This window comes from Streptomyces sp. Ag109_O5-1, assembly GCF_003814875.1.
GTDB lineage: Bacteria > Actinomycetota > Actinomycetes > Streptomycetales > Streptomycetaceae > Streptomyces > Streptomyces sasae.
The window spans coordinates 18,880-36,235 of sequence record NZ_RKQF01000002.1 but is presented as its reverse complement, the minus strand read 5'-3'; the positions used below and the strand labels follow the sequence as shown (position 1 = coordinate 36,235).

Genomic DNA, 17,356 nt, shown 5'->3' with positions numbered 1-17,356 from the left:
GTCGACTGGGGCGAAGGGGAAGGGAGAGAGGGCGCGCAGGCGGAAGCGGGTCAGCGGCTGGGCGACACGTCGCGCAGGTGGCGCAGTCCGGAAGGCCAGACGCCCTGCTTGCCGGGGGAGAGAATGCCGTGCGGGTCGAGCGCGTTCTTGAGCCGCTCGTTGAAGCGGCGCAGTGCGTGATCGCCGAAGTCGAAGGTGTCGGCGACGGCGTCCATGAAGTCGACGTGCGTGCGATAGACGCCGTAGCCGGCCCCGGCGAGGGCGCGGACCAGTTCGGGGTAGAGCCGGTAGGCGTCGCCGGTCTGCTTCTCGTCGCAGGGGTTGAAGTAGAGCTGGGCGACGTTGGTGATGTGCCGCTGGCCCAGGATCATGGCGGGGTCGTAGTCCAGCCCGCTGCCGCTCAGCTGGTCGTCCAGCAGGGCATGCACCTGTACGACGTCCTGCCCGCGCAGGGGTGAGACGGTGGAGAAGTCGAGATGGCCGCCTCCCTCGCCGCTGTACCAGGACAGTGCGCGCATCAGGTCCAGGCTGGGGATGCCCGCCTGGACCTGGGCGTTCTGATCGCGGGCGGTGTCGTGTACAGCGTGTCCGGCGAACTTCTCGCCGACGACGTGGACGCCGGGGATGATCGACAGTGCCTTCCTGATCCGGGCGAGGCGGGCGTCGACGATGCCCTCGGTGCCGTACAGCGCGAAGCGCATGTTCCAGCGGCCGAGGCCCATTTGCCGGGCGAGCCGGAGAACCGCCTCCTCGGGTACGGGGCCGGGACCGTCGTACACCTCGGCACGGGTGGGTGCGCCGTCCATGACGGAGGCGATAAAGAGCGGATGGCCGATGGCGGGGTGGTTCTGGAGGGTGCGGTCCAGCAGGAGGGGGCGAAGCGCGTCGATGAGGATGGGCAGGTCCTCCTTGCGGGGCACCTGGACGCCGCCGGAGAGATAGCACTCCGGCTCGGGCATCAACCACACTCCCGCCCGGGTGACGATGGAGAGTCCGGACTGCTTGAACAGACCGTCGGCCGTGGGACCGAAGCCACGAGGGTAGGCGTGCCAGGCACGGTTGCCGGACATCGCGCCCATACCGGTGCGCAGCAGACTCCCGTCGGGCAGGACGACCTCCAGGCCGCACAGCCGGGCGGCGTGGTCGCCGTCGACGGTGTATCCGATCCCGTGGTCGAGGGCGTTGCCGATGACGCTGCCCCAGCCGAGGTCGGGGGCGGAGGACCAGACCTTGTGACCGCCGGCGCGCAGGTGGTCGTACAGGTCGAAGAAGCGCACACCGGGCTCGACGACCGCGTAGGCCAGTTCCTCGTTCACTTCGAGGACTCGGTTCATGCGGCGCAGGCTGACCTGCACTGATCCGGGGACGCGGGGGGCGGGTCCGCCGTAGGCGTTGTTGCGGCCCTGGGAGAAGGTCCACAGCGGGACGCGGTGCTCGCCGGCGATGCGGACGACCGCCTGGACCTCTTCGACGGTGGCCGGCATGACGACGGCGGCCGCGGTGTGGTCGCTCCAGCCCGGGTGGGAGAAGGGGTCCCGGAAGTCGTCGACGGTTCCGGGGGCGGTAAGGACCGCGTCCGTGCCGAGCGCCTCGACGAAGGCGTTGGCGGCGGCGTCGGGGAGCGGGCGGACGGCGGTGTGGGAAGGTGGCTGGAAAGGCACGTCGGGCCTCCCGGACATGCGGGCCGGCTCGGACCCGCGAGGTGCAGAAAAATACTGAGAGATCTAACCGATTTCTGGAAGCTACGCCGGGGTCACACCCACGTCAATAGGTGGGTCGAGCAACGGTGCCAGCAGGTCAGCGGCCTGCTGCGGCGTGACGACGTCCGCTGGATCCATGCGGTGGACCTCGCGTGAGGCGCGGTCGATGTAGACGTGTTCGCCGAGCAGCTTGACGGCCTCGTCATAGGGCCAGATGTTGGCCACTTTGTGGGTGACGAGGTAGTGGGCGTCGAGGTCGTCGACGTCCTCGCCCATCGCGGGCTTCATCAGCGCACCCGGGACGATCTGCCCCAGTAGTGACTCGATGGCCAGTCCCCAGTCCGCGACCGCGATGCGCTCGGTGAGCGGGACGAGCACGTTCAGTCCGGCGTCGGTCATCGTGCGGTAGAAGCCGGCGACGGCGTCATGGCCGTCGAAGACGGCGGTGTTGTCGCCTTCGACGATGCGGTAGACGGGGTGGGGCACGGTCAGATCCGGGTCGAGGATCTCCGGCCACCGGCCGGACACCTCCAGCATGGCGTGGCGGCGGAAGTTGGTCAGGATCGCCCGTTGACGGGGATCGGTCGCGAGGCCGAGCTGGCGCTCTGCCTCGCGCGGGACGTTCAGGACGTCCAGTCGCGGCACGACGGCCGGAATGAGGCGCACGGTGCGCTCCTCTCACTCTGAAGCGGCCTCAACGTAGCAACCAATTAATTAGAGGTCTAGGTACCGGGCGGGTGTGAATTACTGAGACATCGAGCTAGTCTCGGAGGCATGGAGATCATCATGAAGGGCAAGGCCGGGCTGGTCACCGGCGCGGCAGGCGGCATCGGACGAGCCGCCGCCGTGGCATTCGGACGCGCCGGGGCGGCGGTCGTCGTCGCCGATCTGGGCAGCCGACGCGCCGCCGGACTGGATACCGTGCGGCTGGTCGAGCAGGCCGGCGGGCGGGCAGTGTTCGTCGCGTGCGACGTCACCGAGGCCGACGAGTGCACCGCACTCGCGGCGACCGTGGCAGAGACGTACGGGCGGCTGGACTTCGCGCACAACAACGCGGGTATCGCCGTGCAGGGCAGCGTCACCGACACCGACGAGGCGGCCTTCGACCGTTGCCTCGCCGTGAACCTGAAAGGGGTCTGGCACGGGCTGCGGGCGCAGATCCCCCTCATGGCCGCGTCGGGTGGCGGTGCGATCGTCAACACCGCGTCGCTCGCCGGGCTCACCGGCCTTCCGCAGGGCGCCGCCTACTCCGCGAGCAAGCATGCCGTAATCGGTCTGACCAAGACCGCCGCCATCGAGTGCGCGGACCGGAACATCCGGGTCAACGCGGTCTGCCCGGCGGCGGTCCGCACCGATATGACCGCCGCTCTGCCGCCCGAACTCCAGGCGCAGGCCGTAGCCCCCCAGGTGATCAAGCGGTTCGCCGAACCGGAGGAGATCGCCGATGCCGTGCTCTGGCTCTGTTCCGACGCGTCCTCCTTCGTGACGGGGACGGCTCTGCCTGTGGACGCGGGGGCCACCGCGTCGTAACCGGGCAGGATGTGCGGCGAGCCGGCTATACGCTGAGACCTCTCAGTAACTTCTCCTAATGGTGAGGACAGAGTCCCTTCATGCAGCCGAGCCAGTCCCAGCTCCCGATCCCCGGCGATCCCGCCGAGGCCGACGCCCAGGCCGCCGAGGCCGCACGATCCTTCGCGCCGGACGCGGACATCGACGCCATGCTCATGATCTTCGGACTGGTAAGAGCGGCTGAACGACTCCAGCAGGACTTCGAGGTCAGCGTCCAGCGCCCGGCCGGCCTCACCTGGGCGGGCTTTCGTGCCCTGTTCGCGGTCAAGACGGTCGGCGAACTGACCCCGCTGCAGCTCGCCCGGCTGACCAACGTCTCCCAGGCCAGCGTTTCGGCGGTGCTCAACACCCTGGAACGCAAGGGACTCATCCAGCGCAGCAGGTCGGACAAGGACGGCCGGTCCGTCACCATCCAGCTCACCGACTACGGACACGACGTGGTCGGTGAGCTCTTCGCACGCAACAACGCCCGCGAGGCCGAATGGGCCCGAGCCTTGACCGCCCGCGAGCGCAGCACTCTGATCCGGCTGCTGCGGAAGATCCGTCGGCATGAGGTCAGCACGATCACGGACGCCACCCGAGTGGTGAACGGTGACGTCAGCACGGCGTGAGCTTTCGCAACGAACCGGTGGGTGAGGCGGCGGGCCGCGCGGTGTCGGCTGACGGCGTCGCCACCGCCTCGGTCGGAGCGACCCCGGCAGCACGGACCGCCGGGTAGAGGCCGGCCGCGGCCCCTCACAAGGGTCGAGGCGAGGCCGCCCGCGACCGCCCGGCGGGGGACGGTAGCCGGCCGACGACCGCCACGGGGTCGAGTTCGGGACCCGGTGCGGACGGGGCGAGGATCCCGACGACCGTGTACCGGTCCCCGCCGACACGTCAGGCGTCCTTACTCGTCGACCCGTCCGGCGCGGGCCGTTGTTCCCCTCATGCCGGACAGAGCGGCCTTCAGCCGGCCGCCCATCGGGGTCTCCGGGCGGGGCTCGGCGAACGCGGTGCGGATCGGCGCCACCTCGACCGGGTCGGGCGCCCACCGGACCTGGACGGTGATGAGCGTGCGCAGTGTCCGCCGCAGGGTCCGGGCCACGAGCGGTCGCGGGCCCTTGAGCCCGTGGACGGCGAGCAGGTCCGGGGTGGCAAGGGACAGCACGAGGGCACGACCGAGCCCGTGCAACGGGCGGGGGAACCAGCGGTCGCAGAACTGCTGCAGCATCGCCTCGGCGACGACGTTGCTCTCCGGAGCGGTCGAGTAGTCGTTGCGCTCGAAGTCGGCGAGGAAGGCGAGCATCCCGTCGAAGTCCGCCGGCACCGGGACGCCCTGGTCCGAACCGATACGGAACAGCCCGGCGATCTGCGACCAGTGCCGGTGAGCGGCCCGCTGCTCCTTGGCGCTGAAGCCGGGCAGGCCGAGCCGCTGCATCACCCGGTGCGGCTCGGCGGCGAGGATGCAGATCGTGTACGTGTACTGGCGTACGTCCAGGATCGCGTCGGGGTACTTCCCCGCCCAGGCGTCGTGCTGCCGGTTGACCCGTTCGACGGACTCACGCACGCGCGGGTCGTGCGCACCCTCGCCGAGGTACCAGGTCCACACCTCGCGCATGGTGCCCTCTATACGACGCTGCTGGTGCAGGACGACCTTGCCCGTGCCGCCGCGGACGAGTGTGCGTGCGCCGCTGCCCGGCCCGACGAGCCGCAGGAAGCCCTGACACACCGCCATGTTGAGGATCATCGGGCTGGTTCGGTAGGCGTTGCCGAGCTGCCAGATCCGGGCGTGATCGACGTCCGGGTCGAGCGCCTCGATCTCGGCGTCGATCCACTTGCGCGGTTTCTGCCTGGTGGCCACGTGTCCTCCTCGGGTTCCTGATCGGGTCTGGTGATTTCGTCAAGCACTAGCGCTGGATCGCCTTGGTCTCCAGAAACTCCTCCAGTCCCTGGGCGCCGCCCTCGCGGCCGACGCCGGACTGCTTGTACCCACCGAACGGCGCGCCCGGGTTGAACGCGCCCCCGTTCACCTCGATCTGACCGGCCCGCAGGCGCCGGGCCACCCGCAGCGCTCGTTCCCGATCGGCCGACCAGACCCCGCCGGCCAGGCCGTACTCGGTGTCGTTGGCGATCCGGACGGCGTCGTCCTCATCCTGGTACGGCATGATCGACAGGACCGGGCCGAAGATCTCCTCGCGGGCGATCGTCATCTCCGGGGTGACGCCGGAGAACACGGTGGCCGGCACGTAGTACCCCCGGCCCAGGTCGGCAAGGTCGCGTTCGCTCTCCACTCCGCCGACGACCAGGGTTGCGCCCTCGTCAATGCCCTTCTGGATGTACGACCGGACTCGCTCCCGCTGGGCCGAGCTGACCAGCGGCCCCAGCCGGGTCCCCGGGTCGGACGGATCGCCGTGCTGGTATTCGCCGGCCACCCGGGCGGCGATCTGCTCCGCCTCGGCCAGCCGGTCGACCGGCACCAGCATCCGGGTCAGCGCCGAGCAGGTCTGACCGGAATTGACGTAACACTTGGCCAGGCCGTCGGCTACCGCCCGCTCGAAGTCGGCATCGTCGAGCAGCACGTTGGCGGACTTCCCGCCGAGTTCCAGAGCGACCCGCTTGACCGTCTCGGCCGCCACCACCGCGACCCGCTTCCCGGCCCGGGTGGAGCCGGTGAACGACACCATGTCGACCCCGGGATGCGCCGCCAGCGTCTCGCCGACCACCGGGCCGAACCCGCTGAGCAGGTTGAAAACCCCGGCCGGCAGGCCGACGTCGTCGAAGATCGAGGCCATCGCATGACCCGCGAGCGGAGCCACCTCGGTCGGCTTGACCACCACCGTGCAGCCGGCCGCGAGCGCAGCCGCCACCTTCAGCACGATCTGGTGCAGCGGGAAGTTCCAGGGGGTGATGCAGCCGACCACACCGATCGGTTCCCGCACGATCAGGGAGTTGCCGACCTCGGGGCCGTCGAACGTGAAGCTCCGGGCCAGCCGGGCGAAGTTCGCCAGGTTGAAGGCAGGCAGACCGACCTGTATGGACGCGGCGGCCTGCAGCGGCATCCCCATGTCCCGGGAGATCAGCGCCGCGATCTCGTCGGTCCGGGCCACCAGCGCCTCGTGGGCTTTCTCCAGGTAGTCCGCCCGCTCGCCCGGCGGCCGGGCCGACCAGGCCGGCAGCGCCCGGCGCGCAGCGGCCACCGCGCGATCCACGTCCGCCGGTGTCCCGGCCGCGACCTGGGCGATCACTTCCTCGGTGGCCGGGTTCAGCACCTCGATCCGGTCGGTCCCGGCCGAGGCCACCCACTCACCGTCGATGTACAGGGACGTCCGGTCCAGCACCTGGCCGCCTGCGGGGGTGCCGGTGTAGGCCGGGGCGCTCAACGGTCGGCGTCCGTGTAGATCACCATGCCGCGAATGTTCTTGCCTTCTTTCATGTCCTGGCACCTCTGATTGATGTCTTCGAACCGGTACTTGTTGGTGATCAGCTCGTCGAGGTTCAACCGGCCGGCCTGGTAGAGCGAGAGCAGCGCGGGGGTCTCGACTCGCGGGTGGCTCTTGACCCCGGAGATTCCGTGCGCGAGCACGATGATCGGTAGGGCCCCTCGATCGTCGGAAACGGCGGGACGGAAGATCGTTGCTTCACGTTCGCCATCACCGGACCTGAATCGCGCTTCAGTCCGGGGCCCTGACACACGAGTCACCTGACTCTCCCATCGTCGTTCGCCTTTGTCCGATCGCGGGGTCGGCGAGCGCACCGACGCACTCATGGTCGACCTGTGACAGGCGCCACTCAATGTTGTGGTGCACAGCATTGACCGAGAGAACAGTGCACAGTGCACAGCGCAGGGCATAGGGAGGAGGGGTAGTGTGGGCGCTATGCATGGCGCCGGTTTGCGGGGCGACTCCGAAAAGTTGCTACGCACCATGTGCAAGGAATTCCTGGCCGATCCCTCCGTCTTGGGTCCGATCCAGGACGCACTTGTCAACGCAATCGATGCCCGCTTCGGATCGGACCCCTCCATTTCTGAGGCGATCGGTGAGGCGACCCGGGCCTACTCCCATCATTGGGCACGCTCGATGTACGAGGACCCGTGGCGGGACGTGGAGCCCCTCCTGACAAGCCAGATCGTCAACATCTCGCGCGACGGGTATCGCTGGGGTGAGGAGGACACCTTCCGCGCTTCCAACTACGCCGCTCAACAGGCGATGTGGTCCATCTTGATGCGGATCGCATTTTCACTGTGCGATGAAACCGCCGTCCTGCAGCCCGCGCTTGACCGGGCCTCGCGCTCACTGTCGCTCTGGGTCGACCGCACAGTCACTGCCGTGATCGACATTCTGGAGCAGGAGCGCGCAGCTCTGTCGGGCGACGAGCACGTAAGACGCCTTGAGCTGGTCAATCTCATCCTGGGTGGAACACCGGTTCCTGTGACCGGTGTTGATCAGAGTCTCGGATACCCGCTCTCAGCCAGACATCTGGGGGTAATCCTCTGGGCGCCACCACAGTTCGCCGATCGCGCGGCACTCGTGCAGGTGGCGAGCGCGCTCAGCCGGATCGCGGAGTCCAGAAGCCGGCTGCTCGTTCATGCCAGCGCTTCGTCGCTGTGGCTGTGGCTGACGCCCGGAATCCCAGTTTCGGCCGAGGCGCTCGAGACCGCTCTAGCCCCGCACCGCGACGTCAGGCTTGCGATCGGTTCATTGGACGAGGGAGTGGACGGGTTCCGACGCACCCACGACCGCGCGGTGGAGACCCAACGGCTGGTGCAGAGCAACAACGCGCACCGGGTCGCCTTCTATGACGACGTCGCCGCCGTCATATTGCTGGCCCGAGATGAAGCCCGGCTACGCGAATTCATCTACGCGACTCTCGGCCCGTTGGCCACAGGCCCACAGGACCTACGTGAGACGCTGCGAATGTTTATCCACCAGCGGTACAACGCATCCCGGACAGCAGAGCTGCTGTTCACCCACCGAAACACCATCCTGCAACGCATTCGCCGCGCCGAAGACCGCCTGCCCGTCACTCTGGACCGGCACGGCACCAATGTCGGCATCGCCCTGGACGCGATGCACTGGCTGAACCTCCAGGACGAGTAGGTGCAGCCCATCATCGGGGCTGGGGATGCCACACTGTCCCAGCGGTACGCCCGCGCCGCCCGCTGCAGGAGATGGTCAAAGGGCACAAGCGCCAACGCCCCAGCAGACCCCGGGCTTCGTCGACGCGGAAGCCGGCACGTTGGCCGACGACCTCGCCCGGCGTACCGAAGGGAATCCCGGGCGGAACGGCGCGCTCGTGCCGTTGGCCCGTCCATCCCTTCGCCGTCCGCTCGCAGTTCAGCGGGCCAGGCCAGAGGTGGGGCTTCGGCCTGGCCGCAAGTACTGCGCAGTGTCGGCCGCAAGACAGGAAGAGCGCCATCCGCGATGCTGGACATCGAGGAGCGGCTTTGCTTCATACTCACGGCCTGCGGCGATCTCCCGATCGAGGCTCCCGTTCGAGGCGCACAGCTCAAGATCACGCTGTGCGTTGGTCCTAGGTCTGGAGCGTGCTCGACGGATCCGTCGAGCACGCTTGCTGTGGTCGGTGCGGGCGTTACGGGCGGCCGAGGCCCTGATAGACGGCTTCTGCAATGCGGTGGAACCGCTCGTCGCCGCCGGTGTTGATGCTGCCGTTATTGCCGCCCAGCTTCATGTGGTTCATGGTGAACGCCACGGTCAGGCGGTTGTCGCAGTCCGCGATGACCATGTGGCCCCCAGCGCCGCCCCAGTAGCAGGTACGAGGCCCGGCCATGGGCAGATCGTCGTTGCCCAGCCCCCAGCCCATACCGAACTTCACGTGCTTTCCCAGGATCAGGTCGGCGCCGTCCGACTGCTGATCGAAGAGGGTCTGGACGCCCTTCTCGGACAGCACTCGCACACCGCGTGCCTCGCCGCCGCAGGCGATCACCGAGTGCACGGCGGCCACCGAGCGCGCATTGCCCTGGCCGTTGGCGGCAGGAATCTCCGCAGCCCGCCAGGCGCGCGTGGCCGCGAACGGCTCCGGGTCGGCCAGCACGTTGGGGCGCCCGAACACCTTGGCACCCGTTTCCTCCAGCTCGGGCGGGAGGGGGAGGCCGTCGATGTTGAAGACATTCGAGACACGATCGTCGGCCTCGGCGGGCAGGCCGATGTGGAAGTCGGCGGCCAGCGGGGTGGCCACCTGCTCGGCGAAGAACTGACCCACGCTCTGCCCGGTGATCCGGCGAACCACCTCACCGACGAGATAGCCCTGGGTCACGGCGTGGTAGCCGGAGGCGGTGCCCGATTGCCACCAGGGCTTCTGCGCGGCGAGCAGGTCGGTGCACCTGTCCCAGTCATACAGCTCGTCGGGAGCCGCCAGCGGCACGTCCCAGCCCGCCAGCCCGGCGGTGTGGGACAGCAGATGCCTGACCTCGACCGCGTCCTTTCCCTCGGCGGCGAACTCCGGCCAGTACCGCGCCACGGGTGCGTACAGGTCCAGCTCCCCGCGGTCGGCAAGCACAAGCGCGCAGAGATTGGTCATGGTCTTGGTGACCGACCAGACGTTGACCAGGGTGTCGCGGGTCCAGGGCCGGGTCTGCGCACGGTCGGCGTAGCCGCCCCACAAATCGACCACCGGCTCGCCGTCCAGGAACACCGCCGCCGATGCCCCGCCCTGGCTCTGGTCCAGGGCCTGTTCGAAGGCTTTCCTTACTGCGGCGAACCGGTCGTCGCACTGACCCGAGATCTCTGTCATCCTCAGCTTTTCCCTTCGTGTTTTGAATGTCTCAGCAGCGCTGAGCCCAGAAGAACGAAACGACTAATGCGGACTAAAAGGGCTGAACGGGCCCCGCTTCGTGCGGGCGCGGTCGCCTTGGCGGCTGAGCCGCTGGAGCGGAACGGGTTTTGAAGCGCACCCGGCCCGTGTGAACGATCGGATCGAGAGGCTGTCGCGTGCGTCGTCCGCGACCCGCGCGGCGTGGCCCGCCATCACGTCCACAGCCAGGACTGCTGAGCTGAGCGGAGGTGCTATTGCTCACTGCTCGGTGGTCAGGCCGAGAATGATGCCGCGGACGACGGCTTCGCGGACGGCTTCGGGGTCGTCGTGGAGTGGTGACTGAGTGATCGCGCCGACGTGCGCGGTGATGACGGCCCGGGTGAAATCCTCTACGGAGTCCAGCGGTCGACGGCCGGTGAGCTCCAGGACATGCAACAGCAGCGGCTGGAGATGCCGACGGAGCTGCTCGGCATGCTCGCGCAGTGCGGCCGCGACCTCTGGCCGGTGCTGGGCCTGCCCCGCGAAACTGGTGCGGATCGCCACCCACTGCGGATCCATCGGCAGCGCCCGCAATATCGTGGCCACGACGGACTCCAGGGAACAGCGAGCCTCCTCAGAAAACGGCGCGTCGGCGGTCAGCGCCTCCAGCCGCTGCTGAGCCTCGGCGTTGCGCTGTTCGTACAGGGCAAAGAAGACGTCGTCGACGGTCTTGAAGTTGGAGTAGAACGCGCCGCGGGTGAACCCGGCGCGCTCACAGATCGCCCCGATGCTGACGTTGGTGGTGCCATGTTCGGCGAACAGGTCGGCGGCCGCGGCGATCAGCTGCGCGCGGGTCGCCTTGCGCTGGCGGGGTGGACGTGCGGGCGCGGGGGTGGTCGGGTGGTTCATCGGGCCATCCTCTCCGTCGGCAGCTGCGAGGCTGCCTCCTGACTGAGAGGCGAGCCGCTGTGCAGGTAGTCGCGCACGGAGCCGACCGGGCTGCTACCTCGGACTCGCGCACTGCTCCACTCTCCTGCGATACAAAACGTATTGAGTACAGTTTGCATCGAGTTCGCGTGCCGGGCAACCAGCCGGACCGAACGTGCACCAAGGAGTCCCGTGATGACCCACTCTTCTCGTCAGCTCACCGCTCCAGCTGGAACAGCGCAACATCGAACCGGCTCAGGCTCTGGAGGAGCGGCAGGCAGAACTCGATGCCGCCCGGGCCGCGAACCGCGACCTCACTCGCGCCCTGAACCAGCGTGGCTGATGCACCTGGGCCGACGTAGGGCTGTCCGGCCTGACCGTCGCGCCGGGCTGTCCGTACGGCCGTACAACACGGTTGCCTGGCCGCCCCTGCTGGAAGGCAATGGTTATGAGGCAGTTCCGGTGTCTCCGGTTCATGTGTGGGTCGTCAGGCCGGTGAGGACCAGGGTGAGCCAGCGGGTGCGGGCGGCGGAGGGCTGGTTGGTGGGGGCCGTGCTGAAGAGCAGGTAGATGTCGTCGACGGTGACGTCCTGTTGGATGTCTCCGTCGGCCTGGCCCGCCTGGATCAGCGCGGCCAGTGCAGCGCCTGCGCGGGCTTCGGCATCCCGGTCGACGGGGTCGGCGCCGAGGGCGCGGGCGGCGGCCTTGACGGCGTGGTTGATGGCGATCGCCTCCGTGACGACGGCTCCATGGCCGCCGGCATCGACCACATCGTCGCCGAGGCGGGCCGCATCGACGTGCTGGTCAACAACGCCGGCTACGGCTCCTACGGCGCCATCGAGGACGTCACCATGGACGAGGCCCGCCGCCAGTTCGAGGTCAACGTCTTCGGCGCCATGCGCCTGGCCCAGCTGGCCCTGCCGCACATGCGCGCCCAGCACTCCGGCACGATCGTCAATATCACGTCCGTGGGCGGCAAGATCTACGTCCCGCTCGGCGGCTGGTACCACGGCACCAAGTTCGCTCTCGAAGCCCTCAGCGACTGCCTGCGCCTGGAGGCCAAGCCCTTCGGCATCGACGTCGTCGTCATCGAGCCCGGCGCCATCGCCACCGAGTGGAGCGGCATCGCCGCCGACCAGCTGGAGAATTCCTCCGCCGCCGGTGCCTACGCCAAGCAGGCCGACGCCGTGGCCTCCTTGATGCGCTCCGAAGCCCACGCCAAGCGCAACTCTCCGACCCAGGTGATCGCCGACGCGATCGGCAAGGCCGTCACCGCCCGCCGTCCCAAGACCCGCTATGCCACCGGCTTCGGCGCCCGCCCGCTCATCGCCCTGCGGCGCCTCGTGTCCGACCGCGCCTTCGACACCGTCATCTCCCGCGCCTCCGGCCTGCCCTCCTGACCCTCAACGGGCCCAGCTTCGTCAACAGCCCTGCGCCGCGCTCTCCATGGCGCGGGACGAACCGGACCTCATGTCTTCACCGCAGGCCGTACCGTGCCTTCACCGGTTTCCCCGGCGGCGCCCGTCGTCCTGCCGCAGCACCATCGGCCCTCATCTGCACCGCGGCCCGCCTGTCCCCGGCCGCGTGCTGAATCGCTGGCCCCCTGCCCCTGGCCCTGCCTGCGACGCCAAACACCTCCCGTCCCGCAGACACAGAACTGGTCGAGGCAGCCGTCCGGGCCCCGCAGGCGCCTCCTACCCCTAGCAGCCCGCCCCCTTCCTGCTACGCACACCACCTCAGACCGGGGCCGCTCATGAGCAGGAGCGGTCCCGCCGCGCCGGATCCGTGGGGACGGGACCGGCGCGCCGCCCGGGCCCGGCGGCAGGATCCTCCCCCCCGGTCCGCCGCCAGGCCCGGGCCCCTCCTTCTTCCTTCGCTCTCCGTCACGAAGTCCCGAAGTGAGTACCCCCATGTCCGAAACAGCTCGCAAAGCCTCCGCCGCCCCGAGCGGTGAAGCCAACCGCTGGAGGGCGCTCGTCTTCATCGCGCTCGCCCAGCTCATGGTGGTGCTCGACGCAACCATCGTGAACATCGCCCTGCCCTCCGCCCAGGCAGACCTGGGCATCTCCGACGGCAACCGGCTGGGGGTCCCCACGCCCTTAAGAACTCCTAACAGAATGCGACAACTCGCCTTGGAATGTTGGTGTCTGATGGGTTGTTAGCCTGCGCATGAGAAAGGGTGAGCAGCCGCCGTGGATCGTGCCGGATGGGCTGTGGGCGCGCATCGAGCCGTTGCTGCCGGTTGTGCCGCGCCGAACGGATCACCCTGGCCGTAAGCGTCTGGACGACCGGAAGGTGCTGTCAGGCATCCTGTTCGTGCTGTACACCGGCATTCCGTGGGAGTTCCTGCCTCAGGAGCTGGGCTTCGGCTCCGGCATGACCTGCTGGCGGCGTCTGCGTGACTGGAACGACGCGGGAGTCTGGCAGCATCTGCACGAGTCACTCCTGGCCGAGCTGAACGCCGCCGGCGCGCTGAACTGGTCGAGGGCGGTGATCGACGGCTCGCACGTCAGGGCGCTTAAAGGCGGCCCAAAACAGGACCGAGCCCGGTCGACCGTGCCCGAACAGGCTCCAAGCACGATCTGATCACCGACGGGCACGGCATCCCGCTGGCGGTATCGCTGGCCGGCGGAAACCGCAACGACGTCACCCAGCTCATCCCCCTGCTCCAGGCCGTCCCGCCCGTACGCGGCCTGCGCGAACGGCCCCGACAGCGACCGGTCGCGCTCTACGCCGACCGCGGCTACGACCACGACAAGTACCGCAAGCAGGCGCGGGCCCTGGGGGGCACCCCGGTCATCGCGCGGCGCGGAGTCGAGCACGGTTCCGGACTGGGCGTGCACCGCTGGGTGGTCGAGCAGAGTTTTGCACTGCTGCACTGGTTCCGCAGACTGCGCATCCGCTGGGAGATCCGCGACGACATCCACGAAGCCTTCCTCAGCCTGCCCTGCAGCATCATCTGCTGGCGCCGACTGGTCAACCTGTCACTTTGTTAGGAGTTCTCAGGCAGGGCTGCGAGCGTTCGACGTGCCCAACGAACCATTCGTCGACGCAGCCCGGGCGCTCATCAGCGGCGAGCGGTTTCCGCCCCTCATCCTCGTCGGCGAGAGGCAGGACAACCTGGTCTGCCTTGAGGGCCATCTGCGTCTGACCGCCTACACCCTCGTCGGCTTCCCGACCGGCATCGAGTGCCTGATCGGCACCTCGCCGACCATGGGACGCTGGGCGCAATAGACCAGTCACCTCGGGCTACGTGGGCTGATGGTGCGGCGTGGCGGAGTTGCTCGGGCGAGCGCTGTTCTCTTCCCGCGCTGCTCAGTAGACCCTCTCGAGCAGCGCCTACTGCTGAAGTTTCCTCGACTGCAACCGACGGACTCGAACAGGCCCGCCGGCGCGCGTCGACGCCGGCCAACTCGGCAGACCCGAAGGGCCGGTCTGAATGTCAGGGCGCACCAAAGAGCAGATGTCCTGCCCGGCGCAAGACGATCCCACGGCCGCGACGAGGTCGAGCACAGTGAGCCGCGCGTACGTCGCTCCCCCACGTCGCCGTCCATCGCTCGTACTGCCGGGTCGCGTTGGGCCATGCCGGGGCTGACCGGAGGACCGGCGCCCTCCCGGCACTGCAACCGATCCGGGACCACTGACGCCTGACGGTTAAACATACGATGTCTATCGAGGGATAGATCAGTAGAATCTCGCACAAAAAGGAACAAAAGCTCAGTTGGCGAGCTGCTTTCATCCCTGCACGACCGTTGACATGGGCAGGGTGAGTGCCGCAATTTCATGCGTGACATCCGGCACCACGCGGCTCAGGGGTCTGCAAGAAGTCCCGGAGCCGAAACGGTCACGCGGCGGTGCTGCCGTACGGGAACGGAGTGAGGACATGTCGTCAGGAACCTGCTCTGCCACGAGATCCCTGGAGTCCGCACAGACCGTTGCCGTTCGCAGCCGGTGACGCGCTCCATCCACCCGCTTGCGCCGCGGACTTCGTCGCCCGTAGGCCGTGGCGCCGAGTCAGTCACCTGCCGACCGTGTCCGGTCCGGGTTGCGTCGCGCACGTCGTGCTCCCGCCACCGGAAGTGCCCGCCACTGACCACCGGCCCTGGTCTCCCACCACAGCTCTGACGGAGGTACCACCATGATCAACAGACGCCAGTTCCTGGCGAGTGCCACGGGTGTCGCGGCGACTGCGGTCGCAGGCAACGTCCTCGCCGCCGGCACCGCCCGGGCCGCGACCACGTACACCCCCACGTGGGCCTCGGTCGACCAGCACACCGCGGCTCCCGAGTGGTTCAAGGACGCCAAGTTCGGCATCTACTACCACTGGGGTGTGTTCAGCGTTCCGGCCTACGGGAACGAGTGGTATCCGCGCCGCATGTACATCAGCGGCGATGCGTGCAACCAGCACCACATCGCCACGTTCGGTGACCCGTCGGCGTGGCCATACCACAACTTCATCAACGGCGCGAAGGACCTGAACGGCAACTTCAACAAGTTCGCCCCGAAACTGAAGTCCGCGGGCGGGAACTTCGACCCGGACGAGTGGGCGCAGCTCTTCGTCGACGCCGGCGCCCGGTTCGCCGGCCCCGTCGCCGAACACCACGACGGATTCTCCATGTGGAACAGCTCGGTCAACGAGTGGAACTCGGCCGCCAAGGGCCCCCAGCTCAACCTGCTCCAGTTGTTCACCGACTCCATCCGCGCCAAGGGGCTGAAGCTCCTGGTGGCCATGCACCACGCGTTCAACTTCAACGGCTACTACGACCACGTGCCCGCGCAGTCCGACCCGAGCCTGCAGAAGCTGTACGGGCAGTTGGGCACCACGGCCGAGAACCAGCCGTGGTACGACAAGCTCAAAGAGGTCATCAACCTCGCCAAGCCCGACATCATCTGGCAGGACTTCGACCTCAACAAGGTCGACCAGACGCAACTCCTGAACTTCCTGTCGTACTACTACAACCAGGCCCAGGCGTGGGGCCGCGAAGTCGTCGCCACCTACAAGGACGGCCTGAACGGACACGGCGAGGTCTTCGACTACGAGCGCGGCGGCCCCGGAGACATCACCGCCCCCTACTGGCTCACCGACGACAGCATCTCCAGCTCCAGCTGGTGCTACACGAACGGCATCGGCTACTACAGCACCCAGCAGATGCTGCACTCACTGATCGACCGGGTCAGCAAGAACGGCAACATGCTGCTCAACATCGCCCCGATGGCGGACGGCACCATCCCCCAGGCCCAGAAGGACATCCTCCTCGGCATCGGCGACTACCTGCGCCGCTTCGGCGAGTCGGTCTACTCGACCCGGGCCTGGACCACGTACGGCGAAGGCCCCACACATATGGGCGGCGGCGCCTTCACCGCCCCGCAGGTCGGAACGGCACAGGACATCCGCTTCACCCGGAACAAGAACAACACCGTCCTGTACGCCACGGTCCTCGGCTGGCCGGGAAGCACACTGACCATATCGACGCTCAACTCGGCCCGGATCAACGTCAGTTCCCTGACCTCGGCGAAGCTGCTGAACTCCACCGCCGGCACCTACACGGACCTGCCCACGCCGACGCAGGACTCGACCGGGCTGCACGTGACCCTGCCGTCGTCGGCGCCGTTCTCCGCCCTGGCCTACGTCGTGAAGCTGACCTTCTCCGGCCAGATCCCCGCCGTGCAGCCGCTGTCCGGGGCCGTGGTCTACCAGGACGTCAACTACTCGGGCGGCTCCTCCCTGCTCCAGCTCGGCTCCTACACCGCCGACCAGTTGTCGCTCGCCGGCCTGCCCAGCCGCAGCCTGTCCTCGCTGAAGCCGGCTCCCGGCTACCAGATCATCGGCTACTCCGGTGACAACTTCACCGGCACCGCCTGGACCTTCACCGCCGACAACGCCGACCTGCGCGTCACCGGCAACAACGACGCCGTCGTATCGATGAAGGTGCAGCTCAACCCCTCGGCATGGTTCAGGATCACCAACGTCACCGACGGGCTGGTGCTGGACAGCGGCGGGAACGTCCCCAGCGGCTCCAACCTCAAGCAGTGGACCTGGAACGGCAGCACCAACCTCCAGTGGCAGGCCGTCGAGCTCGGCAACGGCTACTACAAGCTGGTCAACCGCGCCAACAGCATGGTCGCCGACGGCGGGGGCGCCACCACGAACGGCTCCCCCGCCCTGGAGGCGACCTGGACCGGTGGCAACAGCCAGCAGTGGCAGCTCAAGTACCAGGGCGGCAACAGGTACTGGATCGTCAACCGCGCCACCGGCCTCGTCCTCGACGGCGGCGGCGACGTGCCCTCGGGCTCCGTGACCAAGCAGTGGTCCGGGAACAGCAGCACCAACGTGCAGTGGACCCTCACCAAGGCCTGAGCAGGCAGAGGGGCGGGCGCCGGGGCAGCCGCTCCGGCCCCCGCCGACGCGCGTCGGAAGTCCCGGGAGCAAG

At 68.2% G+C, this 17,356-nt stretch carries 15 protein-coding genes and 1 pseudogene; 8 read left to right on the top strand and 8 right to left on the bottom strand.

Annotated features, from left to right (window positions below; all coding sequences use genetic code 11):
• Positions 1–50: 50 nt before the first annotated feature.
• Entirely contained in the window at positions 51–1,661 is a 1,611-nt protein-coding gene (locus tag EDD90_RS53370) for an FAD-binding oxidoreductase (RefSeq protein ID WP_260328843.1), read from the bottom strand.
• Between the two features lie 81 nt (positions 1,662–1,742).
• Positions 1,743–2,366, bottom strand: a complete 624-nt coding sequence (locus EDD90_RS53365) for a hypothetical protein (RefSeq protein WP_007379940.1) — start codon at positions 2,364–2,366, stop codon at positions 1,743–1,745.
• A gap of 108 nt (positions 2,367–2,474) precedes the next feature.
• Between EDD90_RS53365 and EDD90_RS53360 the strand changes: the two genes are divergently transcribed.
• Together EDD90_RS53360 and EDD90_RS53355 are read left to right on the top strand one after the other, a co-directional pair.
• On the top strand, positions 2,475–3,230 hold the full coding sequence (locus tag EDD90_RS53360; protein ID WP_123982589.1) for an SDR family oxidoreductase: 756 nt from the start codon (positions 2,475–2,477) through the stop codon (positions 3,228–3,230).
• An 80-nt stretch (positions 3,231–3,310) separates the two neighbouring features.
• The gene (locus EDD90_RS53355; RefSeq protein WP_007379938.1) at positions 3,311–3,880 is read left to right on the top strand and encodes a MarR family winged helix-turn-helix transcriptional regulator; all 570 of its coding nucleotides are present in this window, start codon (positions 3,311–3,313) and stop codon (positions 3,878–3,880) included.
• 275 nt (positions 3,881–4,155) lie between these two features.
• Here the strand turns inward: EDD90_RS53355 and EDD90_RS53350 are convergent, their stop codons facing one another.
• Genes EDD90_RS53350 through EDD90_RS53340 form a run of 3 tightly spaced genes read right to left on the bottom strand, consistent with a single transcriptional unit; the run spans position 4,156 to position 6,831 of the window.
• Positions 4,156–5,109 (bottom strand): hypothetical protein, encoded by a 954-nt coding sequence (locus EDD90_RS53350; protein ID WP_123982587.1) that lies wholly within the window; start codon positions 5,107–5,109, stop codon positions 4,156–4,158.
• Positions 5,110–5,155: 46 nt separating this feature from the next.
• Positions 5,156–6,628, bottom strand: coding sequence for an aldehyde dehydrogenase family protein (locus EDD90_RS53345; RefSeq protein WP_260328842.1), 1,473 nt, complete (start codon positions 6,626–6,628; stop codon positions 5,156–5,158).
• On the bottom strand, positions 6,625–6,831 hold the full coding sequence (locus EDD90_RS53340) for a hypothetical protein (RefSeq protein ID WP_123982585.1): 207 nt from the start codon (positions 6,829–6,831) through the stop codon (positions 6,625–6,627). Before EDD90_RS53340 ends, EDD90_RS53345 begins: the two co-directional genes overlap by 4 nt.
• 292 nt (positions 6,832–7,123) lie before the next feature.
• Here EDD90_RS53340 and EDD90_RS53335 point away from each other — a divergent pair, with 292 nt between their 5' ends.
• Positions 7,124–8,344, top strand: a complete 1,221-nt coding sequence (locus EDD90_RS53335; RefSeq protein ID WP_260328872.1) for a CdaR family transcriptional regulator — start codon at positions 7,124–7,126, stop codon at positions 8,342–8,344.
• Between the two features lie 493 nt (positions 8,345–8,837).
• Here the strand turns inward: EDD90_RS53335 and EDD90_RS53330 are convergent, their stop codons facing one another.
• From EDD90_RS53330 to EDD90_RS56210, 3 genes are all read right to left on the bottom strand, one after another.
• The gene (locus EDD90_RS53330; RefSeq protein ID WP_097258733.1) at positions 8,838–9,998 is read right to left on the bottom strand and encodes a serine hydrolase domain-containing protein; all 1,161 of its coding nucleotides are present in this window, start codon (positions 9,996–9,998) and stop codon (positions 8,838–8,840) included.
• Between the two features lie 279 nt (positions 9,999–10,277).
• Positions 10,278–10,907, bottom strand: a complete 630-nt coding sequence (locus EDD90_RS53325) for a TetR/AcrR family transcriptional regulator (protein ID WP_123982581.1) — start codon at positions 10,905–10,907, stop codon at positions 10,278–10,280.
• A 491-nt stretch (positions 10,908–11,398) separates the two neighbouring features.
• Positions 11,399–11,695, bottom strand: a complete 297-nt coding sequence (locus tag EDD90_RS56210) for a hypothetical protein (protein WP_185149720.1) — start codon at positions 11,693–11,695, stop codon at positions 11,399–11,401.
• On the opposite strand from EDD90_RS56210, the gene EDD90_RS53315 reads away from it, so the two are divergent.
• The 5 genes and pseudogenes from EDD90_RS53315 (at position 11,675) to EDD90_RS53290 (ending at position 17,283) form a co-directional block, all read left to right on the top strand.
• Complete coding sequence (locus EDD90_RS53315) at positions 11,675–12,325, top strand: oxidoreductase (RefSeq protein ID WP_185149719.1); 651 nt, start codon at positions 11,675–11,677, stop codon at positions 12,323–12,325. The genes EDD90_RS56210 and EDD90_RS53315 overlap by 21 nt on opposite strands.
• 510 nt (positions 12,326–12,835) lie before the next feature.
• A pseudogene (locus EDD90_RS53305) lies at positions 12,836–13,021 on the top strand (MFS transporter); the annotation flags it as partial.
• Between the two features lie 73 nt (positions 13,022–13,094).
• Positions 13,095–13,921 (top strand): IS5 family transposase gene (locus EDD90_RS53300; protein ID WP_101375162.1). Its coding sequence is split into 2 segments (ribosomal slippage): positions 13,095–13,455 and positions 13,455–13,921, totalling 828 coding nucleotides; the frame shifts between segments, so codons are not numbered across the junction.
• A 31-nt stretch (positions 13,922–13,952) separates the two neighbouring features.
• Positions 13,953–14,159 carry a hypothetical protein gene (locus tag EDD90_RS53295; RefSeq protein ID WP_260328841.1) on the top strand — a complete coding sequence of 69 codons (207 nt, stop codon included), beginning with the start codon at positions 13,953–13,955 and terminating at the stop codon, positions 14,157–14,159.
• 904 nt (positions 14,160–15,063) lie between these two features.
• Positions 15,064–17,283: an alpha-L-fucosidase gene (locus EDD90_RS53290; RefSeq protein ID WP_123982577.1), complete on the top strand. Its 2,220-nt coding sequence runs from the start codon at positions 15,064–15,066 to the stop codon at positions 17,281–17,283.
• Positions 17,284–17,356: the final 73 nt, after the last annotated feature.

Excerpts from the sequence above, each read along its gene's own strand:
- EDD90_RS53315 (WP_185149719.1), top strand. The coding sequence starts at position 11,675 with ATGGCCGCCGGCATCGACCACATCGTCGCCGAGGCGGGCCGCATCGAC.
- EDD90_RS53330 (WP_097258733.1), bottom strand. The coding sequence starts at position 9,998 with ATGACAGAGATCTCGGGTCAGTGCGACGACCGGTTCGCCGCAGTAAGG.
- EDD90_RS53360 (WP_123982589.1), top strand. The coding sequence starts at position 2,475 with ATGGAGATCATCATGAAGGGCAAGGCCGGGCTGGTCACCGGCGCGGCA.
- EDD90_RS53290 (WP_123982577.1), top strand. The coding sequence starts at position 15,064 with ATGATCAACAGACGCCAGTTCCTGGCGAGTGCCACGGGTGTCGCGGCG.
- EDD90_RS53355 (WP_007379938.1), top strand. The coding sequence starts at position 3,311 with ATGCAGCCGAGCCAGTCCCAGCTCCCGATCCCCGGCGATCCCGCCGAG.
- EDD90_RS53335 (WP_260328872.1), top strand. The coding sequence starts at position 7,124 with ATGCATGGCGCCGGTTTGCGGGGCGACTCCGAAAAGTTGCTACGCACC.
- EDD90_RS53325 (WP_123982581.1), bottom strand. The coding sequence starts at position 10,907 with ATGAACCACCCGACCACCCCCGCGCCCGCACGTCCACCCCGCCAGCGC.